The organism is Paenibacillus turpanensis (assembly GCF_011421635.1).
Classification (GTDB): domain Bacteria; phylum Bacillota; class Bacilli; order Paenibacillales; family YIM-B00363; genus Paenibacillus_AK; species Paenibacillus_AK turpanensis.
Genome location: NZ_WTLI01000023.1, coordinates 39,702 through 65,023 on the forward strand (window position 1 = coordinate 39,702; position 25,322 = coordinate 65,023).

General features: G+C 47.7%; 19 protein-coding genes and 3 pseudogenes. 8 read left to right on the forward strand and 14 right to left on the reverse strand.

Annotated features, from left to right (window positions below):
• The first annotated feature begins 232 nt into the window (after positions 1 to 232).
• Entirely contained in the window at positions 233 to 1,978 is a 1,746-nt protein-coding gene (locus GQS10_RS19090; RefSeq protein WP_166245222.1) for an HD domain-containing phosphohydrolase, read from the forward strand.
• Positions 1,979 to 2,081: 103 nt separating this feature from the next.
• Here GQS10_RS19090 and GQS10_RS19095 read toward each other — a convergent pair whose 3' ends face one another.
• Positions 2,082 to 2,420, reverse strand: a complete 339-nt coding sequence (locus GQS10_RS19095) for a DUF1904 family protein (protein WP_166245224.1) — start codon at positions 2,418 to 2,420, stop codon at positions 2,082 to 2,084.
• Positions 2,421 to 2,436: 16 nt separating this feature from the next.
• Entirely contained in the window at positions 2,437 to 3,084 is a 648-nt protein-coding gene (trhA, locus tag GQS10_RS19100; protein ID WP_166245226.1) for a PAQR family membrane homeostasis protein TrhA, read from the reverse strand.
• Positions 3,085 to 3,278: 194 nt separating this feature from the next.
• Between trhA and GQS10_RS19105 the strand changes: the two genes are divergently transcribed.
• From GQS10_RS19105 to GQS10_RS22975, 4 genes are all read left to right on the forward strand, one after another.
• Positions 3,279 to 4,193 carry a DUF1848 domain-containing protein gene (locus GQS10_RS19105; RefSeq protein WP_166245228.1) on the forward strand — a complete coding sequence of 305 codons (915 nt, stop codon included), beginning with the start codon at positions 3,279 to 3,281 and terminating at the stop codon, positions 4,191 to 4,193.
• A gap of 27 nt (positions 4,194 to 4,220) precedes the next feature.
• Positions 4,221 to 4,583, forward strand: coding sequence for a hypothetical protein (locus GQS10_RS19110; protein WP_166245230.1), 363 nt, complete (start codon positions 4,221 to 4,223; stop codon positions 4,581 to 4,583).
• 326 nt (positions 4,584 to 4,909) lie between these two features.
• Positions 4,910 to 5,905: an SPL family radical SAM protein gene (locus GQS10_RS19115; RefSeq protein WP_166245232.1), complete on the forward strand. Its 996-nt coding sequence runs from the start codon at positions 4,910 to 4,912 to the stop codon at positions 5,903 to 5,905.
• Positions 5,906 to 6,192: 287 nt separating this feature from the next.
• Complete coding sequence (locus GQS10_RS22975) at positions 6,193 to 6,660, forward strand: YecA family protein (RefSeq protein WP_207952349.1); 468 nt, start codon at positions 6,193 to 6,195, stop codon at positions 6,658 to 6,660.
• A gap of 273 nt (positions 6,661 to 6,933) precedes the next feature.
• On the opposite strand, the gene GQS10_RS19125 is transcribed toward GQS10_RS22975, so the two are convergent.
• Positions 6,934 to 7,449 carry a hypothetical protein gene (locus GQS10_RS19125; RefSeq protein WP_166245234.1) on the reverse strand — a complete coding sequence of 172 codons (516 nt, stop codon included), beginning with the start codon at positions 7,447 to 7,449 and terminating at the stop codon, positions 6,934 to 6,936.
• 129 nt (positions 7,450 to 7,578) lie between these two features.
• Between GQS10_RS19125 and GQS10_RS19130 the strand changes: the two genes are divergently transcribed.
• Positions 7,579 to 8,970 carry a peptidase G2 autoproteolytic cleavage domain-containing protein gene (locus tag GQS10_RS19130; protein ID WP_166245236.1) on the forward strand — a complete coding sequence of 464 codons (1,392 nt, stop codon included), beginning with the start codon at positions 7,579 to 7,581 and terminating at the stop codon, positions 8,968 to 8,970.
• A gap of 45 nt (positions 8,971 to 9,015) precedes the next feature.
• Here the strand turns inward: GQS10_RS19130 and GQS10_RS19135 are convergent, their stop codons facing one another.
• The 4 genes from GQS10_RS19135 to GQS10_RS19150 form a co-directional block, all read right to left on the reverse strand.
• A complete protein-coding gene (locus tag GQS10_RS19135; RefSeq protein WP_166245238.1) occupies positions 9,016 to 9,276 on the reverse strand; it encodes a hypothetical protein in 261 nt (86 codons plus the stop codon).
• A gap of 46 nt (positions 9,277 to 9,322) precedes the next feature.
• On the reverse strand, positions 9,323 to 9,496 hold the full coding sequence (locus tag GQS10_RS19140; protein ID WP_166245239.1) for a hypothetical protein: 174 nt from the start codon (positions 9,494 to 9,496) through the stop codon (positions 9,323 to 9,325).
• A 5-nt stretch (positions 9,497 to 9,501) separates the two neighbouring features.
• Positions 9,502 to 10,743, reverse strand: coding sequence for a glycosyltransferase (locus tag GQS10_RS19145; protein WP_166245240.1), 1,242 nt, complete (start codon positions 10,741 to 10,743; stop codon positions 9,502 to 9,504).
• A 66-nt stretch (positions 10,744 to 10,809) separates the two neighbouring features.
• On the reverse strand, positions 10,810 to 12,060 hold the full coding sequence (locus GQS10_RS19150) for a glycosyltransferase family 4 protein (protein ID WP_166245242.1): 1,251 nt from the start codon (positions 12,058 to 12,060) through the stop codon (positions 10,810 to 10,812).
• A gap of 313 nt (positions 12,061 to 12,373) precedes the next feature.
• On the opposite strand from GQS10_RS19150, the gene GQS10_RS19155 reads away from it, so the two are divergent.
• Positions 12,374 to 12,970, forward strand: coding sequence for a methyltransferase domain-containing protein (locus GQS10_RS19155; protein ID WP_166245244.1), 597 nt, complete (start codon positions 12,374 to 12,376; stop codon positions 12,968 to 12,970).
• A gap of 92 nt (positions 12,971 to 13,062) precedes the next feature.
• Here the strand turns inward: GQS10_RS19155 and GQS10_RS19160 are convergent.
• The 4 genes and pseudogenes from GQS10_RS19160 to GQS10_RS23820 form a co-directional block, all read right to left on the reverse strand.
• Positions 13,063 to 14,226, reverse strand: a pseudogene (locus tag GQS10_RS19160) (DNA-binding protein); the annotation flags it as partial.
• A 90-nt stretch (positions 14,227 to 14,316) separates the two neighbouring features.
• The gene (locus GQS10_RS23810; RefSeq protein ID WP_424991810.1) at positions 14,317 to 17,208 is read right to left on the reverse strand and encodes an immunoglobulin-like domain-containing protein; all 2,892 of its coding nucleotides are present in this window, start codon (positions 17,206 to 17,208) and stop codon (positions 14,317 to 14,319) included.
• 354 nt (positions 17,209 to 17,562) lie between these two features.
• Positions 17,563 to 19,077 (reverse strand): annotated as a pseudogene (locus tag GQS10_RS23815) (bifunctional metallophosphatase/5'-nucleotidase); the annotation flags it as partial.
• A gap of 942 nt (positions 19,078 to 20,019) precedes the next feature.
• Positions 20,020 to 20,694, reverse strand: a pseudogene (locus tag GQS10_RS23820) (S-layer homology domain-containing protein); the annotation flags it as partial.
• A gap of 265 nt (positions 20,695 to 20,959) precedes the next feature.
• Between GQS10_RS23820 and GQS10_RS19170 the strand changes: the two are divergent.
• The gene (locus tag GQS10_RS19170) at positions 20,960 to 21,415 is read left to right on the forward strand and encodes a hypothetical protein (RefSeq protein ID WP_166245251.1); all 456 of its coding nucleotides are present in this window, start codon (positions 20,960 to 20,962) and stop codon (positions 21,413 to 21,415) included.
• A 181-nt stretch (positions 21,416 to 21,596) separates the two neighbouring features.
• Here GQS10_RS19170 and GQS10_RS19175 read toward each other — a convergent pair whose 3' ends face one another.
• The 3 genes from GQS10_RS19175 to speD all read right to left on the reverse strand — a co-directional run bounded on the left by GQS10_RS19175 (position 21,597) and on the right by speD (position 25,302).
• On the reverse strand, positions 21,597 to 23,993 hold the full coding sequence (locus GQS10_RS19175) for an immunoglobulin-like domain-containing protein (protein WP_166245253.1): 2,397 nt from the start codon (positions 23,991 to 23,993) through the stop codon (positions 21,597 to 21,599).
• Between the two features lie 140 nt (positions 23,994 to 24,133).
• Positions 24,134 to 24,298: a hypothetical protein gene (locus GQS10_RS19180; protein WP_166245255.1), complete on the reverse strand. Its 165-nt coding sequence runs from the start codon at positions 24,296 to 24,298 to the stop codon at positions 24,134 to 24,136.
• A gap of 197 nt (positions 24,299 to 24,495) precedes the next feature.
• Positions 24,496 to 25,302: an adenosylmethionine decarboxylase gene (speD, locus tag GQS10_RS19185; protein WP_166245257.1), complete on the reverse strand. Its 807-nt coding sequence runs from the start codon at positions 25,300 to 25,302 to the stop codon at positions 24,496 to 24,498.
• Positions 25,303 to 25,322: the final 20 nt, after the last annotated feature.

Consider the following 25,322-nt stretch of genomic DNA (forward strand, 5'->3'; position numbering starts at 1 on the left):
CATTTATCGTCATTTTTCGATTATTTTTCCCGACAGCTTTGTTGGAGAGGATGAAATTATGACCGGCCGTCTTTCTAAATATATGATTTTATGCATGTGTGTTCTTATTATAATTGCACCTTTGATTTACCTTTTACATAATCACACCCAAAGGCAAGCTCCTTCCATTTCCGCCATCAATGGTACGTTAGACTTACGACATTGGTCCTTTTCAGCCGATGGACCTCTAGATATGACCGGTCAATGGGAGCTTTATTGGCAGCAGCTGATTGACCCGTATGGTTTTCGCCAGCATCAAGGCGAGCTCACCAGGTTTACAACACAGCCAAAGCTTTGGAACGATGAAGAGGGGCTGAACAACGTCGGTTACGCGACGATGCGGCTTCATTTATTTTTCCATGAAAGCGATCTTGGAAAGCAGTTCGCCCTTTCGTTTCCGCGCATATTCGGGGCCTCGCAAATTTGGATCGGCGGAGAATACAAAATATCCAACGGCGTTGTCGGATTGTACAAGCATCAGGTGAAGCCGTTAGAACGCATGGATACGATCCTGTTTACTCCAACCCGGCCCTATGTGGAAGTCGTCGTTCAAGCCTCCAACTTTCATCACCGAAAAGGCGGTATTGACGGTGCAGTAAAGCTTGGATTAGAGCCCGATATTCAATCGATCACGTTAAAACAAATGCTGATTGAGGTTATCGTTGCAGGCGGCGTTTTATTGTCTGCGATCTATCATCTGCTGCTATATATTATGAGACGTGCAGATTATTCCCACCTGTACTTCAGCTTGTTTTCGTTTTGCATTGTAGTCACTGTATCTTTTACCGGAACGAAGCCGATTAACTTAGTCACCGAAATGCTGTCCTATCAGCTTGGATACAAACTAGAATACATTCATTTATTCGGATCGGCATTATTCCTGTTTTTATTTTACAATGAAATGTATCCGTCCCGAATTCACAGATCGGCGCTTCGCGTCTTAAAGTGGCTCACGGCGGCTTCCATCATACTTATACTTGCCACACCTGTTTCCTTGTTCGGTTTTCTTGCGTTTCTGTTTTATGCCATACTTATATCCTTTTCCGTTTATCTGATGATCCAGCTCTTACGATCCTATATTCAAGGAGAAAGCCACGGACTAATCACGTTTATTACACTAGCCATCTTTTTCGCAACCTTTATTCACGATATTTTTACTAAAAACTTCTATTTTCAATCATACGAGCTCCATTTGACCGGCGTTGCAAGCATCGTCCTCGGGCAATCTCTCATCCTGGCCTTCCGCTTCAGTCAAATGCACTCTAAGGTGGAAAGCTTGCTTCTGGAAGTAAACGAAAATCAAAAAGAAATCATATTTACCCTTAGCGAGGTCGCGGAAAAACGGTCGCAGGAAACAGGCTATCATGTCAAACGAGTTGCCGAGTATTCCAAGCTGCTCGCCCTAAAGTACGGTCTGCCTGAAAAAGAAGCGGAGACCGTCAGACTCGCTTCCTCCATGCATGATATTGGTAAGCTGGCCATTCCGGATACGATCTTGAATAAACCCGGTAAGCTCACCACCGAGGAATATTCGCTTATGCAGACCCATGTGCTTGAGGGCTATGGAATGCTCAAACACTCCAATCGTGAGGTCATGAAAGCTGCAGCTACGATTGCCTTAACTCACCATGAAAAGTACGACGGTACAGGTTACCCGAAGCAGCTCAAAGGAAAGGATATTCCATTATACGGGCGCATTGTGGCGGTGGCGGACGTATTCGACGCGCTCGGCAGCGACCGGGTTTACAAGCAAGCTTGGGGGTTGCAGCAAATTATCGATTACTTTGAGGAACAAAAGGGAAGGCATTTTGACCCGGAGCTGGTGGATTTATTTTTACGTCATTTATCCGATTTCCTCGCCATTCGCGACCGGTATATCGATACCCTGCAAGGGGAGTTTGAGATGAGGCGCAGCCGTCCTTTAGAGAGAAAGGCATGAGACATGGGCTGCAATGCTGAAATGAAGCGTTTAACGTAAAAAGGCCGGCTGTTTCATCATCGGATGATTGCAGCCAGCCTTTTCTTCTATCTTGGAGCAACTATCACTTTAAAGTATTAAATCGCTTTCCGTTTATATAATAGCTGTCCTCTCGATACGCTTGAAAAGCAATCTCTACTTCCGAATATCCCAGCGAACGTAAATGACGGTCTAGTACATCTGCAAAACGATCTCGAACTTCCGTTCCGCGTTCAAACCAATATACTTCGGCAAACGGAAACGCAGCAATTACCTTCCCGCCAAAAACACCGGTGGTCGGGACACTCTCAAGGGTAAAATTGTCTGTGCCGCATTCGCATACCTCAGCCAATTGTTCGATAAGCAGCGTACTTAAGGTTGCCAGCTGCTCGGCAGGAATCCCACGAACCAATACATGGGGCATGGACGATTGTCCTCCTTTAGAATGAAATGAACAGAAGCGATAAAATCGCGAAGAAATGAACCACCGAGCCGGCAAGCACAAACAAATGCCACACCGCATGGTGAAAAGGGAAAGCCCGCCAAACATAAAATATAGATCCCGCCGTGTATAAAATGCCGCCCGCTACCAGCAGACGAATTCCTTCAGCAGGCATCATCGCCTGCAGCGGCCCCCATACAAATACGATCAGCCAGCCCATCAAAACATAAAAAATCGTCGATAAGAATAAGAACCTTTTGGTAAAAAAGGCTTTAAACACGACACCACCGATAGCAATGGCCCAAACAATCCCAAATAGGGTCCATCCCAACGGGCCGCGTAAAGCGGTCAACAGAATTGGCGTATACGTTCCTGCGATAAATAAGTAAATAGAAGAATGGTCAAACGTTTCAAAAATGTCCTTTACTTTTCCCTCCGGAAAGGAATGGACCAAGGTAGATGAGGTATAGAGCAGCAGCATTGTGATTCCATATACGGTGAAGCTTACGACATGCCAGGTTGTCCCCTGCAGGCTTGCGAACACAATCAAAATCACCAGCGCCGCCACGCTGAAAAGAGCTCCGATGCCGTGCGTGATTGCATTCACGATTTCTTCTTTTCTGCTGTACACATGGGTATTTGCCATCGTACTTACCTCCGTCCCTAACTGCAAACTGCAGTAAATGAGGTTATTATACCACGGGTCAAGTTTAATCACACATGACATGTATCACGATTTTCCATTTCGGACAAGTTGTGATTTATGTTAGAATATGCAATTTTCGTTAAGTTAGGGTATGATATTGTAGCGTAAGTTTTGGCGAATGAGGTGAGCCCCCATTGATTATAAGCGCCAGCCGCAGAACGGATATTCCTGCATTTTTCGGCGAGTGGATGATGAAGAGGATTTCCGAAGGCTTTTTCTACAGAGTGAACCCGTTTAATGCCAAACAGGTCAGCAAGGTCAGCCTTCTTCCGCAGGATGTGCAGGTGATCGTATTCTGGAGCAAAAATCCGAAGCCGTTCCTGAAGCATATTGATGCATTGGACCGCCACGGATATCGCTATTATTTCCAATTTACCTTAAATGATTATCCGACGCAATTCGAACCCGGGGTCCCTCCTCTCGGCAGCCGGATCGATACCTTTCTGCGAATAAGCGAGCGATTGGGTCCCGACCGGGTCGTATGGCGTTACGATCCGATCATGGTCAGCTCGATCAGTCCAATGGATGATCAGCTGGAACGAATTTCGGCGATTGCCTCACAGCTTAAGGGTGCAGCCAAGCGCTTGACCGTTAGCTTTATGGATTTCTACGGCAAGGTGGAGCGCAGGCTGGAGCTGCTCGAAAAGCAGCATGGCATCACGTTTACGGACATCACCGCGCCTGAGCACCGCGATATGCTGGACTTGGCCTCCCGACAACTGGCAGAGATTGCCCGCCGGAACGGCATGGAGATCGAAACCTGTGCCGAGGCCGTTGATCTTGAAAGCTGCGGCATAACGCACGGCCGCTGTATCGATCCGGCTTTCATCCGGCGGGCTTGGGGTATCGAGCTGCCTTACAAGAAGGATCCGAACCAGCGCCCGGAATGTCTCTGTACTCAAGCGGTTGACGTGGGCATGTATAACACCTGCAGCTTTAACTGCACGTACTGCTATGCCATTCAATCGGAGAAGGCAGTTCGCGCCGCACTTAAGCGGCATGACCCAGCGAGCCCATCGCTGCTGTACAACTACGATCCAATTCCATAGGGAAATTGAAAGGAGCTTATGATGTTGATGAAAAAATTCGAAATCAAAAAAATCGGTCCGACGAGCTTAGGAAAGGCAACGATCTACATTGCAGCAATCCCGCTATCATTACTATTTATCGTTGGCTTGGCTCTCGTGCTATTTGGCGCCGTCTCGGGTGTGACGGAGCTCCTGATGGTAGGCATCGCCTATACGTTTATGCCGCTTCTCATGCTCGCCATCTATTTGCTGATCAGCATGCTGATCGCTGTCATTTATAACGCGCTGGCCGGCCGCTTTGGCGGGCTTGAAATTGAAATGGTGGAGAAGGAAAACACTTCATATGTCGTGCAGCCTTCTCCCGTTCACACCGTGGATTCAAATCCAAATCCCCAGACCTCCGGGGACTAAAAATAAAGAGTCAATGTATTGCTTGCTTACAAGGGTTATCTTCCGGACATTCCGGATGATAGCCTTTTTTCATTCTTGTTTTAAGCTCCTGATGCAGTCGATCGAAGAACGATTTGCGTTTCTCCTGTTTCCACGTTTCCTCATTACTTGTTCGTTGATCAAGGCATGCTGGTTGTATGCAAGCTCCACTTCACTTACTAGATGATTGCACGATATTCCCCTGATCCAGCGATTTCCACCCCGTTAATGTTGAAAATTCATCAATTTATGATAAACTAGAAAAATCAAGAACATATGTTCCCATTATATCATAGGGGGATTGAGGGATGAGCCAAAAAATATACGAGCCAATAAAAACCAAACAAACCTTAAACCGCGTCAAAGAGGAAAAAATGCCCTTTGACTGGTCTATTAATCCATACCGCGGCTGCACACACGGCTGCAGTTTTTGTTACGCCCGCGCCTTCCAATCCTTTATCGGCATGGAAGCTAACGACGAGTTTCAAAACCATATATTTATGAAAATGAATGCTGCGGAGGCTCTGGAACAGCAGCTCTCCAGAGCAGTACGGAAAGCGGGAAGCGTAGATGCCGCTGCTCGTACCATCGGGAGCGTTGCCATCGGTACTGCCACCGACCCTTATCAACCGATCGAGGGAAAGGAGGAGATCACACGCAATTGCCTTACAGTGCTGGCCAAGTATCGTATACCTACGACCATCACAACGCGCTCCCCGCTAATACTGAGAGATTTGGACATTTTGAGGGAAATGGAAATTGTATCCGTAAATATCAGCATCAATACGCTCGATCCTGAAGTGACTCGAAAGCTGGAGCCCGCATCTCCCCTGCCCGCCAAACGCCTTGAAGCACTTGAAACACTTTCGAGGGAAGGGATACATGCAGGAATATTTATAGCACCAATACTGCCCTGCTTAACCGATTCGCTGCGTGATATTGCGGCCCTAATTTCGTCCGCGAAAAATAAAGGCGCCGCATTTGCAATGGCCTCCCTGCTTCGTTTATCGCCGGATGTCAAGCATTGGTACCTGCAAACGTTAAAGCAGCATTTTCCCGCTATTGTCCCTTCGTACCTTTCGTTATATCCGACCACATATGCCAACCGCAGTTACGCCGAAACCGTCATGACTGGCGTTCGCAAGCTGCTGGAGCAGCACGGGCTTTCAGAGGGAGGAATCAAAACAGCGCCAAAACGAAAACTGCAGGAGTTCGATACAGACGGACAAACGGCTGAAGGATATCCAAATGTTCCGTCCACTCAGTCCAGCATTGTTCCCGAACAGCTGACCTTTGCATTTTAACGATGACTACTCGCATTCTATAAACAGAAACTCATATGCGCCTCCTCCTTACTAATAGAAATTTTTATGTCAGTGCATTCATCCCGTCCACTCATGTCTTAATAACTCACCTTTTCATTAACCAATTCGAATATCATATTTTTCTTCTCACCTATCAGGATATTGAATATTTTCCATGAATAAACCTGACATTTCATGTTTTGCGGGGAAAAAGGGTGTCAAGAGCCATTGAATTATGATATAATTCGACATTGTGTTACGAGTATTTTGCTGAGAGGAAGATAGATTTGCCGAAAATCGGAAGAAATGCCCCTTGTCCTTGCGGCAGCGGATTGAAGTACAAAAAATGCTGCTTAAATAAAAAAGAAGCGAGTACGCAAATAGCCGCCGTTCCATCAGAAATCGTTGCTTCGATTCGTGAAGCCGACCAGCAAGCTCCCGATATCAAAAGCCGTATTCTTCAGCTGAACTGGGAGAATGAAGCGTACAGCGAGCTTGCCCATGAGTTTGTTTCCAATGTAGACCAGGCAGTAGATCCGAAGCTTCTGGAAGAAGCCGTTGTTCTGTGGAACCGTTACGCCAACGAAACGCGTCCGGTTATACGTAAGAGCGAAACGCTTTGTGCTGCTCTGGAATATTGGGTCGCACAAGCCGGAGGACCGCAAGCGAGCCAATCCGGACTGGCGCAAAAATACGGCGTATCCGCTGCAACGATTTCTAAGCGTTATCAAGAGATTGCGGCATTTGCCCAATAATAAACATGGCGGAAGGCGGGCATCACCGATGTCCCCTCTGAAGGCACGGCCGCGAGCCGTGTTTTTTTGTGTTATTTTTCATGCTCCTTCCGGAAAAGCATGCCCTTTTCATACGAATACATAAGTTCTGAGAACTCTCCAACATCACGATCCCCGATGGAAATATACACATCCGGTTTTGAACCATGGAACAGCGCATACAGACGGTTTCCGTATCCTTGGGAGAGCTCTGTTGAAATAACTTCTGCTGCTTGCTGAAGCCTTTGTCATATACTAGACCTCCCGCAGCCTTTCCAAAGTCAGTACGATATGCTCAAGCAGTCGTGGGATTTCACCAATATGCTCCTCATTGATTTTCGATTCAAAGCCAAGCTCGATTTCGTTTAAGTACTGACCTTTATACTGGTTATAGATATAGCTTAGCTTTTGTCTCGGTCGTAGTTCCGGCTCCCAAATTTCGTTTAACACCGCCTCAATTCTGCTGCACTGTCGTTCGTTCTGCTCTACATGCATGTAAAAACGTAATGTAAAGAGACAGCCTGGCTCCGCTTTCTCCCACTCCAATATTTCTGCAGCCAAGTCCGTTAAGTTCGCTTCAAGGCAAATTTCCGCTGCTATTTCCGGGTAACCCTTACGGACAAACCTTAGGGTAAATTGTTTGGACATCACAGCCTGATCCAGAAGATCCTTCCGCCCAGTCACGACAATCTCCCCGGTTAAATTATCTAAATCATATATACGATTTTCCATTGCTACTTTTATATTTTCATAAATGGTCGGATCGAACATGTTCATTTCCCTTCTTTTAATCGGATTGGTTCTTTTTATTATAACTTATTTCCCAGTATTTCCGCTTTTTATAAGAGAACAAAGCCCTCGCAGTCTCTATCAATCTCGAATAGATTACTATAAGTCGCGATGCTGAAGCCGAAGCCGCGGCAATCCGGTGGAGAAAGGATGATGATTATGGCTTGCAACCAACGCGTAACAGGTGTCTGCGCTCAAGCTGAAGGTTTTAGCACATTGGCGGAGGGAAATTCCTCCCATGCTGAGGGGTATTTTACCACTGCAAGCGGGCCAGCCGCACATTCCGAAGGCTCCAACACGACTGCCGGCGGAGATGCCGCTCACGCCGAGGGCCTCGAGAGCACGACAAGTGCACCGGCTGCTCATGCGGAAGGTTACCGCAGCACCGCCAGCGGTAATGCTGCTCACGCGGAAGGAACGACAACCATCGCAAGTGGTTCCGCCGCGCATGCGGAGGGCGACCAAACGATTGCAAGCGGTAACGCAGCCCACGCAGAAGGCTGGATGACCGTTGCTTCGCTCGACACTGCCCACGCGGAAGGGGCATTTACGGAGTCACGAGGCGAATCCGCCCACGCGGAAGGCCTGTACTCCCAAGCGATCGGCCATGCCTCGCATGCCGAAGGCTACCTGACTGTGGCCAACAGCGACACGGCTCACGCGGAAGGCAGCCAAACTGCGGCAACCGGCGTTGCCGCTCATTCCGAAGGATTTAGTACTACCGCAAGCGGAAATACAGCTCACGCAGAAGGGATCCGTACGGTTGCGGATGCCGAAACCGCGCATGCGGAAGGGCTCAACACCCAGACAGGCGGATACGCCGGAGCGCATATTATGGGCCGATTCGGCACTGCCCAAGAGGCTTACTCTTGGTTTATCGCCAATGGAACCAGCGAACAAAATACCGGGATTGGTGCCAAATGGCTTGCCTCTACGGGAAGTATGTACGTAGACGGATCGTTTGTTCCGTCTGGGGCTGACTATGCAGAGCTATTTGAAACCGTCGACGGAACCCCGATCGCACCGGGCTACTTTGTCACCACGAAGGGTCGTAAAATACAGAAGGCTACATCCGGATCCTATGTCGCTGGCGTTACCAGTGCCTCCCCGGCTATCATTGGCGACAGTGCAGAAATGCGTTGGCATGGTAAATATAAAACCGACAAGTGGGGAGCAGTGGAAATGCAGGAGGTTATTCTCCCCGCAGAAGTGGATAACCGAGGCAAAGTGATTGTTCCGGAACGGCGGGAAATGCAGCCTGTGTTAAATCCCGATTACAACCCAGAGTTAGCTTATACCCCCCGTAGATTACGCCCCGAATGGGTGGCGGTCGGCATGCTCGGGAAGCTACTTGTCCGCGATGACGGCACCTGCGAGGTAGATGGCTTTTGTGCCCCCAGTGACGACGGAATCGCGACTAAAGCAGAGCGGGGCTTCCGAGTGTTAGAACGGACATCGGAGGATCAAATTCTCATCCTGTTTGTATCAGGTCAAGTCCTCTAAGTGTCGCCAGCCCATAAATCAAAGGGGCAGTCCCAAAAGTAAGTGTTACTTTGGTAAACGGCCGAATAGTGGTGATCTTTTTCTATTGATTTTAAAAGAGCGAGTGTAGGGGCTTAAATCCCCACTAACACCCGCTCTTTTTCCTTTACCTTTGACATACATACAAGGAGATGACCCGAAATTTTTTCCTCCAAATCCATTGAAAGATAGAGCAATTCCATCATATTTAGTTGAATCGCACTCCGTTTTAGCAACGTCTGGTTTTGGTTTGTTATACAATATTAAAATAGGGGCTTCCCTTGTCATCTATTGATGACAATGGGGACAGCCCCTTCTCTATTGCACGTATAAACTACTTCCCATAATAATGATGGGCCGCGATCACATCCGTCATTCTAAAATCAGGGATCAGATAATCATCTGGAACTGACGCCGCAATCTTATCCCAAATGTTAGGATCAACCAACGTCTGCGATGGTGTTTCTTTATCATAAAACAACTGCTTGTAATTGTCCCCTGAAACCATTTTGCTCACCCCCTGTTAAGATTTGAAGCGCACTTGCGATATAAATACTCATATCGTCTAGCCAGTGCTTCTAATGAAAAATGAGTGCGGCACCAATTCTTTGCATTCTCTCCCATTATTTTGCGCTGGTCCTCATTATCCAAAAAATGACGCAAATAATGATAGCATCCTTCGCTATCCCCAGCTTTGAATATCCATCCGTTGTACCCATCGTTCACCAATTCCGGCAGCCCTCCCGCATCTGAAACCACTGGCGCTATACCGGCAGCCATTGATTCTAATACCGCATAGGGCTGATTATCCCGAAGGCTAGGAAAAACGGTAATATCCGCGCAGTTCAAAAGGTGAGGAATATCACTACGGTGTCCTAGAAATACGATATCGCTGCTCAACCCGAGTTCTGCGGCGGTTTGCATGAGCTGCTCTTTCATTTCTCCGTCGCCTGCTATCCAGCAAACCCAATCGCTTCGAACCTGTTTTAACCGTGCCAATGCAGGCAGCAAAACTTGAACGCCTTTGATCATCGTCAGCCTTGCAACGCAGAGAATCACTTTTTTTCCTGGGGTCTCGGAAGAGACCGATTGTTGCTGTGCGAGCAGATAACGATCGATATCCATTCCGTACGGGCTGTGCTCAAACAAGTCGGAAGAAAACCCGTAGCGACCACTCAACTCGCTTGCAAGCCAAGTGCTCGCACTGACTAGCATGTCTGCGTTTTTTATTCCTTCCCTTTCTATCGCTGCGAAATATTTACCTGTCTCCGTGCCTTGAAAATGCTGCTCTGTCATGTCAGAAACATTTTGCTTAAACTGTAGATACACCTCATACGACAGCAATCCGTGAATAGACGCGACCAATGGTGCCCATTCAGGCTTTACCCTGCGCATCGCAAGTGTTGAGATCACTTCTTGCGTATGAATAATATCGTACTGTTCTAATCCCCAATAAGCGGATACCGCTTCAAACATATACCGCTTTAACTCCATATCAAGGAGCCATGGATACTGATGCAAGTATTGAAACATTGGCCCCTGCAGCTTTTTCCAAATGAGAGGCTCCAGACTTTCTCTGCCAACCGATTGATGGTGATGCCGGGTTAGCAGCTGAAAGCCCGTATAACCCTGCATGGTTCCCAATATATCCACTTCATGCCCAATCCGCTCGAGCCCCGACTGCAGCAGCTCTATGAACCTCCATACCCCACCGACATCCGGCACATTCCAAATCGTTGCCAGCAATATTTTCACCGTCACACCTCCGTAAAAAATTCCGATTTTTATCGTAACGAGCCTAAGTGCTCAAATGCGTACTCATCAAATGTTTCTTCCTGCCCTCATCCTTCTACGCAGCGACCGATAAAGAGAGATAAGCTCCGGCATGATACGCTGAACGGACCAATGGGTTTCTGCCCAACGTCTTGCCGAAGCACCAACCTGCACTCGTAATCCGTCGTTTTCGATTAGATGCTTTAGAGTAAAGTAGAGCGAATGGGCATCACCGGCAGGGAACACAAAGCCCGATGTCCCATGCTGCACCATTTCCGGCAAACCACCAGCGTCGGAAACAATAACGGGCAAACCCGCGACCTGAGCTTCGATCACCGCAACGGGCTGGTTATCCTGCAGGCTGGGGAGTACGAACAGATCGGCTTGCGCAAGCAACGCGGGAATATCCTGTCGATACCCTAAAAAGGCAACATGATCAGACAGCCCCGCTGCTGCGCACACCGTTTCAAGCGTGCTGCGTTCCGCACCGTCTCCAGCGATCCAGCATACCCAGTCTTGACGGAACTGTTTTAAAAAAGAAAGAGCTGAAAGTAAATCATGAATTCCTTTTATACGGGTAAGCCGAGCAGCCGTAAAAATCACCTTCTTTCCCACCTCTTTACTTGGGTAAGTAGGAGGTGCCGACGACCCTTGAGAAAAACTAGCCGTATCGAAAACGCCTCGAATCACCGTAATCTTTTGACTAGGAACCGCGTATTTGTCGATCAACATGTTTTGAAGCCAACGATTTGTCGATACGACATGGGTCGCAGAATGCGCTCCGCAATATTCTAAAGCACTGTAGTATTTGTAGGGAAAGCTATTGATACCTTCTTCTATAGTCAAGTCTGGATTTTCCGTCTGCTGCACGATAAGCTGCTCTTTGGAAAACGAGCCGTGAATCGAAGTGACTAAAGGAATATGCTTGGGTTTTACCCTGCTTAATGCAATCGAAGCGATCACGTCCTGAGCATGAATAATATCGTACTGCCCCAAGCCAAAAAAAGCTGCCGAAAGCTCCATAGCATATCGATCAACTTCCATATCAAAGCTAATTTTGTCCCCTTGTAAAAAAGAAAAGGAAGCGCCGCCTAGCTTTTCACGAATCAAGGGCAGGAGCGTATCCTTGCCGATCCATTTGCCGTGATTGACAAGGTAGTATCCATTGCCGTCCGGCGTGTTCCCGAGGATGTCCACCTCATGTCCTTCCTGCTCCAAATAGGTTTTCACAATTTTCATTTGCTCCCAAACTCCGCCAAGATGGGGAATGACCCAATAAGTTGCAAGCAAAATTTTCAATTTGATTCACCCTTTCGCGATAGGGCATTTTTTCAGCCAAAGTTTGAGATATCGTATGCTGAGAAAATGTGGTTCGTTTGGACGAGAATCTATGCCGGTGGTTGCACGCCGGGAAAACATGAAAAAGCGGAGGAAGTTTTCAGCCAGTTCCCCCGCTTGTTCCCGTTTTAATGACTTTCCATCAATAGTTAGAACAAGTCAATTACGCACGCACTCAGTTTTTATGATAAGTATCCTCTTTTGTCCGTAACAACCTCGTCCCTCCGCGAATATTGTAAAGAAAACGATAAGAGTGATCACATTCTTAAGAAAGGTGGCGATCGACTTGTCATACTGGGATCACGTCAATCCGAATGAATTTTTACAGGGCGTGGCGGAAGGCTACGATAAGCCTGTGCGTAAACAGTATCGTGAAATTTTGCAGTCTCTTCAACCAAAAACGATGCTGGAAGTCGGATGCGGTCCGGGAGTCGATTTTATCGGAGCAGTCAATACATGCCCAAGCATTCAATATACAGGCGTAGATATAACCGAACAAATGGTACAGTATTGCCGACAGCATTACAGTGCCGGCCTGTTTTACCAAGCGAATATATTTCAACTTCCCTTTGAATCGGGACAATTTGAATTCGTCTATTGCAAGGATGTGCTTAATCATGTAGATGAATGGCCGAAAGCGTTCACAGAGCTTTTACGGGTGAGCCAAAAATATGTTTTGGTCAACTTTTTCCATGGGCTAGGAGTAAAAACAGTGAAACAAAGAATTGATCACAATAGTTATATCAACAATTATTATGATTGGAATGAAGTGATGTCGACTATGGTTTCCTTGAAGCCTAAAGGCCTCTCGATTTATCATTTTCCATCTCCCTCTCAAGACGATACCTTAATCTTGTTTTATAAGAATTAAGGCGGGTCGAGAAGTACAAGATGAGCAAAAAAAGGCTATGACGTCAATTCGTCATAGCCCGTTTTACGCTATATAATTTTACTGTTTTAGTACCCGTATGAGCCTGTCGCAAAGGTGCTCGGGTCCCACCACTTATAGCCGGCTGCAGGCTCTGACCAAGGCTCGGCTTGCGGTTCAACCGTTTGCGCAGGGATTTCGTTTTCACTGCCCGTTGTAACTAATTCCGTCGGCTTATCTAGGTTCAGACCTTGGATCTGGCTCAACTGCGTGTAGTTTTCTTTCTTGCCCAGCCAGTTAACCAGATTAATTAGAAGCACATCGTCATCTACTTCATTGAAGCCGTCATACGTTGTTTTGGAAGCGCCATTCTCTTCACGCTTATACTTTGGCGTAACATCCTCAACCGGGGACGAATCCCCGATAAACGCGGCCTTTCCTTTTCCGACTTTAGCAATTGCAACGTAAGGGCCTTCTTCGATTCCGCCGCCGTTGTACACGCCTTTATCCACCGCGTTGCCCCACTTCGCGCTCGTCTTCGGCAAATAAACGATGCCCTTTGCTTTGTTCGGATCGGTAATCGCTATCGTAGAACCTGCATGCATTGCTACTTCGGACACACCCTTAGTTATACCGAGCGACTGCTCCGGCGAAACGATTACGTTTGCCGTAATATTGCCAAGCGCATTATAACGGAAGCGTACACCAAAGTTTTCACTCAGCCAGTCAGAGCTTTCTACGCCCTGCATTGCAGCAGAACTCGCTTCTTCGCTGGACATCCCCTTCGCCGGGTTATCCCAAGCGCCGCGGCGATAGCCGTTAAATACCTCGGAGGAATCCCAACGGTTTTTGTTGCGGTCCGCATTGTAATGGTCAGAGATAAAGAAAATGCTGCCGCCGGAGTTGACGTATTGAAGCATGGCCTCCTGCTCTGAGGTCTTGTAAGGAATGTTCGCCTCTGCGATTACAAATACATCGTAGCCTTGCAAGTCACTCAGTGTGATTGGAGTAGACTTACGCAGCTCCTTCACTTCATAACCCGCATTGGCAACCCCATTGCCGAAATCGGAAAAGCCGCCGTCAATAACCCAATCCGCCGCTCCGGCCGTTTGTCCATGCGTGTTGTCGAACAACACTTTTTTGCCATTCGGTGTACCTTTGGCTGTAATGTAAGGGGCTTGGTCAGTTGGGCCTTCTGCTTGCACTAAGATCGCCTGATAGCTCGAAGCTAATACAGGAATCGCTACCGCTAATACGATCGCGGCCTTTTTCCAAGTAAAACGTGTGGTAGACACGGTTGGTAACCTCCAATTGGAGCTCCCCCTTCATGGGAAGGGGCGGAGCCGTTCTTAGCCTTTAATTTTAATGTCGTCGATCGAGAAGTTGCCGTTGCCACTCTTGTTGTAAGTTAGCCTGATTTTAGTAGTTTCTTTTGGTAGAGAGTATGATTGCACCACAGCAGCATTCGTAAGGTTTGTACCAACTTGTAGCGTTTGAATAGTTACCCATTCTCCATTACGGTATCCTTCAATAATAAAGGATGAAGTGTTGGTTGAACCCTGATTTTTCACCCAAAACGAAAGTGTACCTTCCCCTGAAAGTGTAAATTCAGGAGACTCGGCAAAATCCCCAGCGCTATCAAATTTTAGTGATGGCGAGCTTTGTCCAAAATTGCCGGATGTAGTATACGTCGCGATGGAATGCAGTGTCCACTCTTTAGGAGTAGATCCAGGGTATTCCGTAAAGCCTTCCGTGATGCGGACTTTACCCGAGTTGAAAATCGCTATTTGATTATTTAAAGCTGAAGCTGCTGTGTCCACATCGTTCTGGGAAGCATTCTCATCCGCGAGAACGATCTGCGCCTGAATAATAGCATCATATAGAAGCTGCCTAGAGCTTTCATACTCGCCTACCGCACTACCTTCCACCGCATTATCGTACAGCTCATCTGCCGAACGAATGACAGCATCCAATACTGTCTTGTTCACTACATTTTCTGATGACTCCTCATATGTTGCAGCAGTAACCGTAGTGATTTGATTCACTTCACCATTCGCATTCATCGCATCGACATACACAGCAGTAAGTGTGTCGCCGTACACAGCCTTTAGTACTGTTGTCACACCTTCGGGGATATCAGTTGCAATTGAAAAGCTGCCTTTGAACACTCCAGAGTCGGCAGTCAGTTCGTTTAATTGTACAAAAATTCCGTTTGTGTCTGCCGTCGAATACACTTGGACTGTAACGGATTCCTGGCTGTTGCTTCTGGTATCAAGATCAGCATCATTTAATGTGATTACCGGGCCTTCGTAAAAGCTATAAGTTGTTTTATTAAAAGAGATTGTTCCAGTCTGCGGAGGCAGCTGCGCCCGCACCTCGGAGGTTTCAATACCAAGTACTTTCATACCATTCAAGCTGCCAGTTTGTGCAACTGGGGTTACTTCAAACTGGATGAACTTCCCAACATCTTCTGAAGTTGGGACATACGTTATACCTGTTGCTCCCTCAATCTTTAAGCCGCTTGCATACCAAGCATAAATGGATTGTCCTTCCGCATCATTTTCTGCATCGATATATTCGTAATGACCGGTCAAGGTATTTCCAACGCGGAATGTGCCCGTTACACTCACATTTTTTGCTTCCGGCGCTTGATTCACAGGTGTGTTACCGCCCAAGATCGTGACACCCGTAATTTTTTCGATAGAAGGCTTTGAATTGTAAGCATCAATTGCGCCTTCGATTTCGACGAGCGAGTTCAGCTCGGCATTCACCAGCTTATCTTTTAGAGCTGTATCACTGTAATAACTGTTGGACTGCGGAACCTGAATCGTATCCGCATTCGCTGTAAAATCCGTTCGTCCAAGCGTATCCGATAAGACAAATACCGTGTTCGTATTACTCTTCTCTGTTTTCGAAGTTAAGTACCCTCGAACAACCACAGGAGTACCGCTGGCCGATGCTTTCGCTTCGGCAATCGTCATTGCAGGATTTGCAACGGTATGTGCTAGCACAATAACGGTAAAAGTCTTCGTGTCGCTGACAGCCCCTTTACGGATCGTCGCCGTCAGCGTTACGGTTCTGTCCGGCTGGCCCATCGCCGGGCGTGTAACTGCTCCAGTGCTTCCCACGGCAGACGGATCGCTTGATGTCCAAGCAATAGACGTTCCATTCGAGCCGCTTGTCACAAGCGACAACATCTTGGTCACTTCCGTAAGCGCAGTATTACCGCCAAGAATAACCGTTTCCGTAAGAACGTCCTTGTCGGCCTGAACAGCCTCTGTATCCGGCAGCGGCTTTGGCTCTAGAACAAGACGATAGGTCACGGTATCCGCTTCGTCCGCGCTCGATACCGTAATTTCAAGTACCGTTCCAGCTAATTGCTTCGGAATTTCAACGGAATAAGTACCTGTGTTATCTACTGCAGCGTTACCAAGCACATCCGCTCCGGTACGTACCGTTACGGATGCTCCAGCTTTCGCTCTACCCTTAACCAACGTATCGCCTTCGCGGACGATCTCGAGCTCGTCCAACACCTCCGGCAATACGATGATTTGAAACAATTTTTGATCTGCAACGCTGCCTTTCGTGATCGTGGCCGTGAGCATAACGACTGCGTTTGGCTGTCCTTTAGCCGGACGAGTAACCACGCCATCCATAGAAATAACAGCAGCGTTACTAGATGTCCACGTAATCACCGTTCCACTAGCCCCGGAAGCTGGCAGTGTAAGATTGTCAATGACTTCCATTGTGTCCCCTAATGTTAATGCGGCTTTATCCGCTGCTACCGCATCGGCATCGGTCATTTCAGCCGTTACGGTAATATCGGCGGAGGTACGCGGGTAAATTTGGGAAGTATTGCTAAACACCGCAACTGCACCCGTTATGGTCACGGTGTCTCCATTTTTCAATGAACCAATTGACACATTGTATTTCTTGAAATAAACGGTAAACTTTGCACCGCCTGCATTGATCATAAACCGGTCAGACGCAAGGTCAGAAACAATAGCTCCCTTTACAGTAATCAGCTCACCTTTATGATTATCAAGCTCCGATAAAGCAATTTCCTTCGGCGTTACTGGAGAATTCGGCTCATTAAGCTTAGTCACCGTCGAACCGGAATCAAACTCCTCTTCTCCATTGTAATTTTTGTTTTTACCGGATACTTTCACCTTGTCGCCGATCGTAATCGTATCTGCTATCGCTGGTTTATATACATAGATTCCTCCAGTGGAATCCTGCATATAAAACGAGCCGTCGCTTAGCGGGGCAGTTGTAACGATCCCTATTGTCGTACCCTCTTGACCATTAGCCAAGCTGCGGATTTGCTGAATCGTTGGATATTCAGACTTGTAAGCTACTGCATAACGAGGTCCCTCGTTTTTTCCCACTGTATTCGAAACATAAACCGTTCCAGCGGCCTCACCAAGATTAAGTCCTGTAACCGTCGCCGTAGACTCTCCCGCAGCGACCGTCGCTTGTCCCAGTACAGTCCGCACAGAAGTGTCTGCCGTAGCATAAACCTTAACTACATTGCCCGCCGTAAGCCCTGTTACCGTTACTGTATCGGCTGCACCCGCGTCGTTCAATGCAGACAGTTCGTTTACGTAACGGATGCGGCCCTCGGCATGATACTCAATTGGAGTACCGAAGCTCTTTACAAAAGAAATAAGTCCCTCGAGATCTTCCGGTCCGGTAATTGAATTTTTACCAAGCTGGCCGATCGGCGCATATCTCGATCCAGTCGAAGTCGACATGTAGTTATTTGTCACTAACGTATACGTCGCATTCGGGTCAATTGGCGTTCCGTCCGGAAGCGTAACCTCAACGACTTTGCTTGTCGCGAAGTTATACGTGTATTTAAAGCCGCCCACACTGTAGTCCGGTCCATATCTCGCGCTCATCTGCGCTTCGAGAATCGGAATCAGGTCTGCTCCTTTAATCTCCAGCTTCACCAAGACATTGTTAAACGGAAGAATGTTGAACAGCTCACCCCAAGTAATGTCGCCTTGGTTCAGCTTGTCGCGAATGCCCCCGCCGTTCATCATGGCGAAATCGCTGTCCATTGCATATTTCATGCTGTCGGCAATCAGATTGCCAAGCGCATTGTCGCCCGTGTTGGTGTATCCGCCTTCCATCGGAATTGCGGCATTACCAACAACTTGGTTCAAAATCGGCTGGATTTCAGCAAGGTACTTATCCAGAATCGCTTTGACCGCTGCGTCCGGCGTTCGGTTCGCTTGATCCACATAAACAATTTCAGCCGTTTTGCTTACGATATCTTTCGTAACCGGATCGATGACGATATCCACATCAGCAAACGCTTTTCCGTACTCAAGCGCCTGCACGATCAGCTTTCCGTCCACCAGACCGTTATTCACGACATGGTTGTGGGCTGCAAAGATGATATCCACTTCGTCGTCCACTTTTTCCGCGAGGGCAGCAACAGGTCCAGTTACCGTCTCCCCGCTCTGCGTTCCGTCCACATGCGCCAGCACGATAATGGCCTTCACGCCTTGTGCTTTCAATGCTGCTGCCGCATCGTTCACAGCCGCCGCTTCATCGGTAAATTCGATGTCTTTAATACCCTCCGGCATTACCATGCCTGCGGCCGACTCTGTGACGACACCGATAAAGCCGATCTTCGCCCCGCCCACTTCTTTTACCGCATAGGCAGGAAGCACGAGTGCTCCGTCTTTCTTATACTTCACATTCGCAGCCAATACAGGGAAATTCATTCCGTCGTAGTTTGGCGTGCCTTTTCCTTCCGGATGCTCTCCGCCTTTTACCATACGGAGCATTTCCGCCGTACCTTCATCCAGCTCATGGTTGCCAATCACACCGACATCAAAGCCGATTGATTCCATAATTTCGACTGTCGGCTCGTCCTGGAACAACGCGGATACCGGGCCGCTGCCGCCAATCATATCGCCCGCATGCACGATCAACGTGTTCGGGTTCGCCGCTTTACGCTCTTTCAAGTAGGTCGCCACATAATCCATGCGGCCGACCTTTTCGTTCACCTTGTCGCCGTTCACGTCAAGATCATACACATTGTCGATCTTGCCGTGCAGGTCGTTCAAGCTCAGAAGCTGAACCTGAATCGGCGCGGAAGGTGTATCATCAGAATCATCGTCATCATCGCTGCTGCCGCCAGAGCTGCCGGAACTTCCTCCTGGTCTGCTGCCGGTGCTTTCCGAAACGTCTCCCCCAGCGACCTTAGCCGTAATGCCCGCCGCCAATTGCAAAGCGCCCGGTGCGTTTTCAAACGTAACTCCGTTTACAGAAACAATGGCTTGCTGAATCATACCCGGTCCATAAACGGGGGCCGGCCCTGTCATTTCCAGGGTATTGACTCGCCCCTCTTTACCAACATGAATTTCTGATCCATTAGATTTCGGTTTAGTCGATACCGTAGAAACAATACCGCCACGAATCGTTAGAAGTGTATTTGTACCGATGCTCATCGAGTTTACGGTTCCTTCGTTCACCGTTACCGACGATTGCGCTCCCGCTACATTCGTTGTAATGCTTTGCGCATTACCTCCCTCGAATTCAACGGATACGCCAGAAGCGAAAAGCTCAATATTATCGAATCCGCCCTCAAAACGAATCGTTGACAGCGACGGTACATTTCCAGTAATAGTCACACTGCCAAACGCTTGGCTTGACGAGCTTGTATTCTCAAGCTTTCCGCCCGATTCCATCTGAACATCGCGAACCGCTGTTGAACCCCTCGCAACAAGACGCACATTCGCCTTGTTTACTTGAACCGAACCAAGCTGTGAATCCACAAAATAAATACTGTTCGGTCCACCCCCATGAACAAGCGTCCGACCTGATACGGTTACGTCTTCAAGGGTTACATCTCCCTCTCCAACCCCTTTGGCAATCACGAGGTTGCCGCCAACACTCACACTGCGAAGCGTCACATCTTCATTAGAGACGATTAGATGACCCTTCACATCCGAAGTGAATTCCCCCGCCTTCTCCACTCGAACGACATTCGCGGAAATTGCTTTCGCACGATCGAGAGACACGACCGCTTCCGAACGGGTAATCGAATGAGCCGGGCGATACGTTTCATCCGGGTATCCCTTCATGTACTGCTTCTCTAAAACAGAAGCAATCGCTCCCTTGCTCCAAGCCGGGATATCCTTCACATCCTTAAAGCGGTTGACCTGCTCTTCCGACGCTCCCTGCAGCTTAAGCACCTTCTGCAAAATAACAGCTGCTTCTTGGCGGCTGATTTTCTGGTTCGGACGGATCGTTTGATCCTCATATCCGGATATGTAACCAGCCTTCACGGCTGCAGCAATTTCCTTATAAAACCAATCCGAGCTTCGAACATCGGTAAACGGAACCGTTCCCGTTCCACTAAATTCAAAAACACGGTTTACAATTGCGATAAATTCCGCCCGCGTAATTTCTGCATCCGGACGAACCGATCCGTCGTCGTATCCTTTAATCAAGCCGAGGTCATTCCAATTATCCAGCTCCAGCTGTGCCCAATGTCCTCTACGATCGGATTGGCCGTCAGCTGCTGCCGCCACAGTCGGTATTCCCGTTATTGTACCTGGAATGGCCAACCCGGCTAACAGTGATAAAGAAACAATCGTACTGACCGTTTTCTTAAACGGTTTTTGGTAATGCACCTTATTTCCTCCCCATTTGTTAAGAAGTATGTCGTATCCTCTGTAATTCCTGTATGCTGTTGTCGAAAAACACACTTTCTATCATACACCAAAGTAGTTTACTAGACTGTAAAGAAATCTCAATAATAGATATAAAACATCAATCATTTTTTACATTTTTCATTTCAATCTTTGAAAAAAATTAAAAATCACTCATTTCATAGACAGAGATAATCGAAAACCAGCTCTAGTAAATGAAGACCTCGTCAAGATGAACCATACTAAACTTCCATTAAAAGGAATATAATGAAATCGTAACAACGCGGGGAATCTCTTGAAAAAAGAAAAGGAGAATGAAGAAATGAGAAAGATAGCCGGTATGTTTTTGATTTGCCTAGTCATGTTGATTTGTGTTTCTTGCAGCCAATCCAATGAAAATACGAACAAGTATATCGGTCACATTCGCCTAGAGGAAAATAAATTATATGTAGACGAGGTGGAGTGGATTACGGATGAAAACAAGGACCGAATAAATGAATTAAAGCTAACCGAATTCGATATGGCGAGCGGGTACTATATTTACAACCCGAGCTCGGACCTAAAATCGTTTCAAATAAACGAAAAAACCGTATACAGCTTCATCGACTGGGGCACTGATTTTGTCGGTGAGGATGAGGACCGTAGGTACAGCACAACGAAACAAGAGGAGTTTATCAAATACTTAAATACATATTCCGACAAAGCGGCCAAAGTACCGTTTTGGGTTGAAACGAAGGACGGCTACGTTGTTAGCATTAAGGAGGAACAAGTAAACTAGTCTAGTTCACCAAATAAGTAGAAACAAGGCCAAAACAAAAAAAGCGGGGCTGCCCCCGCTTCTCTCTCCAACCACAGTGGAATCTGCGTCATGATTCTCTTTTATCTCGACGCATCCCTTCTTATCTCTTCATCTCTTTTTATATGACCACGTGTTCCTATCCTATTCGTTCACTTTCTCTCTATTCCGGTCTTGCACAGGTGCAGACGCCCGCATCAAAATCCATCACATTCGCGTTCTCCACATTGCCTCTTTTATCAATACTGCGGTACTCCACCTTATGAGTAGATTCAGCCAAAACATCAAACGGATTCTGGTACTGCGTCCATGCCCCATCGTTCACTTTGTATTCCGTCGTTTGAACACCGGAGCCGGCATCTGTCGCATTCAAGGTAATCTTTAAGCCGTACACATACTTTCCATTGTTGAGTCCTTCGATGCTGTAATACGTAACCGGTGCCAATTGATCGACCCCGCCCTGACCTGGCGCATCAACCTTCGTATAGCCAGCTTCCAGCGCCTCTTCCTCTGTAAAGAAGAACACGCGATTTTCGGTTGGAATCAGATCCCATTTATCCGGAGTGACGAACTCTTTGGTAAAATAGTCCCCTACGAACTTGTCCGGCGCGCCGCGAAGGCTGAAACGGAACTCATACGGGAGCTTCTCGATCGGATTGCTCGGGTCGAACATCCCGCGTCCGTTCTCCATCGCCTCTTTCGCCGCTTCGCTGTACTCTTCAAAGTGGCCCATATTCGGCCAAATGAAGTAGTTAACCGCCATGCCGAGGCGGACCATCTCTTGATTCACATCCATGTCACCCTTGTGAACATGGGCGAGCAGTCTTCCGTAAGAATCGAGCGGCTCCGTACCCGGCTCGATCCGCACTGTGGTACCTACCGGAAGCAGCTCGGCCAGCTTCGCGGTTGCCTGCTCGGCATGATACCCCTGCGATTGGCCTTCATAATTGGTCTCCGGTGTATCAATTGACAAGAAGCGAACTTTATTGGTGCCAAAAATGGTCCGGTCCAAATGAATCGTGTCCCCGTCAACGACTTTTGTTACCTTGGCTTCGTACGTTTGCAGCGAGCCGTCCGGCTTCGCCGGCTGCGGGTCAAGAAGGGTGAAATCAGCAGCACTTCTTGGGAGCAGCTGAGCACCGTTATAATCGCTTAAAATTGCTGTAACCTCATACCATTTCCCAGCCTGTACATTACCGTAAATCCCTGTTCCCGTCATAAGGCGCAGCGTAACCCCGTTAAACTCTGCGTCCACAATCGAAGCGTTATAACCGCCGCCGGCAGGACTATCAGGAATATTGGTGATGTAACCCGTCACCTTCACGAGACGCCCTTCAGCTCTTTCAGCGAATACCGGTTCAAGCATTTGAGAGATCTTCATCCCCATCGGCTGCGGAAGCTCATTGTCTTTGGAAACGACCTGGATACCGCCTGCAGAAGGGACAATTTCCACCAGACCGTTGTACTCTTTGATTTCGCCTTGGACGACAACCTCATCCCCCTGCTCTAAGACCGGGAAGGAAGATCCGTTAGACGAATAAATATTGATGCCAGCCGTACTGTCCTGCAGGTAAGTTGAGATACTTCTATCATTGGCACGGAGTGCTGTGTTATCCGCCGTCACAATTCCTTTGATCGTCACGGTTTCCCCGATTTTCCCACGGACTGAGGCGATCGTCGGATAAACCTCAGAAGCATCCAATCCTTTTACGGTCACAGAAAATACTTTACTTTGCTGCCGCCCGCTTCCTTTACGTACGGTTGCGATTAAGGAAACCTGCTTTTCTCCAGATGCCGGACGATTCACCGTGCCGTCAGTCGATACAACAGATCGATCAAAAGAATACCACGAGACCGTTGTGCCGTTTCTTCCTTGTGTGATTAGAGTTATATTTTGCGTAACGTTGTCGGCATCATCACCGGCAGCAAAGCCAATTTCCAGAGAAGCGAGATCAGCAGCAATGGCCTCATCATCACCTAGCTCCTCGCCAAAACCGTCCATCTGATGCTCGCCAAAGCCGTCTGCCGTATCGTCAGGACCGGCGGTCCACTCCGATGCATTGTAAGTCAAGTTTCCGGAAAGGACGGCGCTGTTACGGAACAACGTTACATCCTTGCCAAAATTCGCGCTGCTCCCGACCGTTCCGATCGTATCAATGACGGTCCCGTTATACTGCAGCACTAGCACATCGTTACCATTATGCTGCAGGTTTCCCGTAAGCAAATCCGCCTTCGCCTTTAAAGCCGCGCCTGCTTGGTTGTTTACGAGCACGTAGGTTTCGCCGCTAGGAATGGATCCCGACAAATTCGTCGTATAGGTAGGGCTTTTCCCGCCGTTTTGGTACCCCAATACCTTATAAGCGGACAAGTCGACGGCTTTACTTGTGCCGTTATAAATTTCAACCGCTTTGTTATAGCCGCTTCCCTCCGTGTATTGGGTAAAAAATAAATTCCCTGCATAAGCCGCTTGGGCTTCATGGACGCCGAATGGAGACAAAATGCCCAGTGCCATCGTGAATACTACACTTGCACTAACATATTTGCGGGAATGCCGTTTCAAATTTCACAACCTCCTATTTGTATAACTTTCTTCACTCCAGCTGCGAAAAAATTACCCATGTCAAGACAAACGGAAAAGCGGGTCTTTTTTCCCGCTTCGTCCGCCGTATTACGAAATTCAACCGGGCAGATTCAACCTTTTTAGCTGTCCACAAAGGTCCTTTTCCAAAATTCGCCTTCTTGAATAAACTGCCAATACCCGCCGCCTGTGCTCTCATTGGTCTCTCTCATATCCAATACCTGCAGCTCCGGCTCACACCATGCCTTTTTCTCTATCATCTTTTCCCCGCTGTTTTTCATAGACATCGTTCTACTCCTCTCTAGTAAAAATGATACATTACGTATCAATGATAATAATAGGCACTTATACTTAGCAAGCCAAAATGATCGAAAAGCGCTAATCTTCATTAAAACTTAATGTAAACTGCTGCCCATAACGGAAACGAAAAAAAGCCCGGCCTGCAGTTGGCCGGACTTCCCTTCATCCTCGCTGAACGCGAACACTATTGAATATTTTTCCCGTAATAAATTTCATCCATCTCGGACTTTAATCTTGCCGTAATTTCTTTCTGCTCTTCTTCACTCAATGTATCCTTCGTGTATCCAAACAAATAGTTGTTGAGATCGAAGTCCCGCAGCTTGCATTTCGTATGAAAAATGTTTTCTTGATACACGTTTACATCGATCATATCGTAAAGATCCCGTACCTTCTCGGGAATGTAGTTTTGGATGGAGCTGATTTCATGGTCAACAAAGAGCTTGTGTCCGCTAATATCCCTCGTAAAGCCGCGGATTTTATAATCGATGGTCATAATATCCGTATCAAAAGAGTGAATCAAATAATTAAGCGCCTTGAGCGGTGAAATCTCGCCGCAGGTCGAAACATCGATGTCCGCGCGGAAGGTGCTGATTCCTTCGTCCGGATGGTATTCCGGGTAAGTATGAACCGTAATATGGCTCTTGTCGAGCTGCATAACAACCGAATCCGGCAGCGGCCCCGGCGATTCCGCAAAGGTTTCATTCGGGACCTCAACGACCGGTCCTTCCGAAACCAGCAGCGTAACACTGGCTCCCTGCGGCACATAGTCCTGCTTTGCAATGTTGAGCACATGCGCCCCGATAATATCCGATACAGCTTTCAAAATCTTGGTCAGCCGATCGGCATTGTACTGCTCGTCTATGTATTCAATGTAGGCTTCACGTTCTTCTTTGGTCTTCGTAAAACAAATATCGTACATATTAAAGCTAAGGGATTTCGTCAAATTATTGAAGCCATGCAGCGTAATCCGCTGCTCCGGAGTAAATACCATGGTTTCCTTCCCCCAATCCA

What these genes read in the sequence shown, in the direction of transcription:
- GQS10_RS19090 (WP_166245222.1), top strand. Translation starts at nt 233, where the DNA reads ATGACCGGTCAATGGGAGCTTTATTGGCAGCAGCTGATTGACCCGTAT.
- GQS10_RS19095 (WP_166245224.1), bottom strand. Translation starts at nt 2,420, where the DNA reads ATGCCCCATGTATTGGTTCGTGGGATTCCTGCCGAGCAGCTGGCAACC.
- trhA (WP_166245226.1), bottom strand. Translation starts at nt 3,084, where the DNA reads ATGGCAAATACCCATGTGTACAGCAGAAAAGAAGAAATCGTGAATGCA.
- GQS10_RS19110 (WP_166245230.1), top strand. Translation starts at nt 4,221, where the DNA reads ATGAAAAAATTCGAAATCAAAAAAATCGGTCCGACGAGCTTAGGAAAG.
- GQS10_RS19115 (WP_166245232.1), top strand. Translation starts at nt 4,910, where the DNA reads ATGAGCCAAAAAATATACGAGCCAATAAAAACCAAACAAACCTTAAAC.
- GQS10_RS19125 (WP_166245234.1), bottom strand. Translation starts at nt 7,449, where the DNA reads ATGTTCGATCCGACCATTTATGAAAATATAAAAGTAGCAATGGAAAAT.
- GQS10_RS19130 (WP_166245236.1), top strand. Translation starts at nt 7,579, where the DNA reads ATGCTGAAGCCGAAGCCGCGGCAATCCGGTGGAGAAAGGATGATGATT.
- GQS10_RS19135 (WP_166245238.1), bottom strand. Translation starts at nt 9,276, where the DNA reads ATGACAAGGGAAGCCCCTATTTTAATATTGTATAACAAACCAAAACCA.
- GQS10_RS19140 (WP_166245239.1), bottom strand. Translation starts at nt 9,496, where the DNA reads ATGGTTTCAGGGGACAATTACAAGCAGTTGTTTTATGATAAAGAAACA.
- GQS10_RS23810 (WP_424991810.1), bottom strand. Translation starts at nt 17,208, where the DNA reads ATGCAGGATTCCACTGGAGGAATCTATGTATATAAACCAGCGATAGCA.
- GQS10_RS19170 (WP_166245251.1), top strand. Translation starts at nt 20,960, where the DNA reads ATGAGAAAGATAGCCGGTATGTTTTTGATTTGCCTAGTCATGTTGATT.
- GQS10_RS19180 (WP_166245255.1), bottom strand. Translation starts at nt 24,298, where the DNA reads ATGTCTATGAAAAACAGCGGGGAAAAGATGATAGAGAAAAAGGCATGG.
- speD (WP_166245257.1), bottom strand. Translation starts at nt 25,302, where the DNA reads ATGGTATTTACTCCGGAGCAGCGGATTACGCTGCATGGCTTCAATAAT.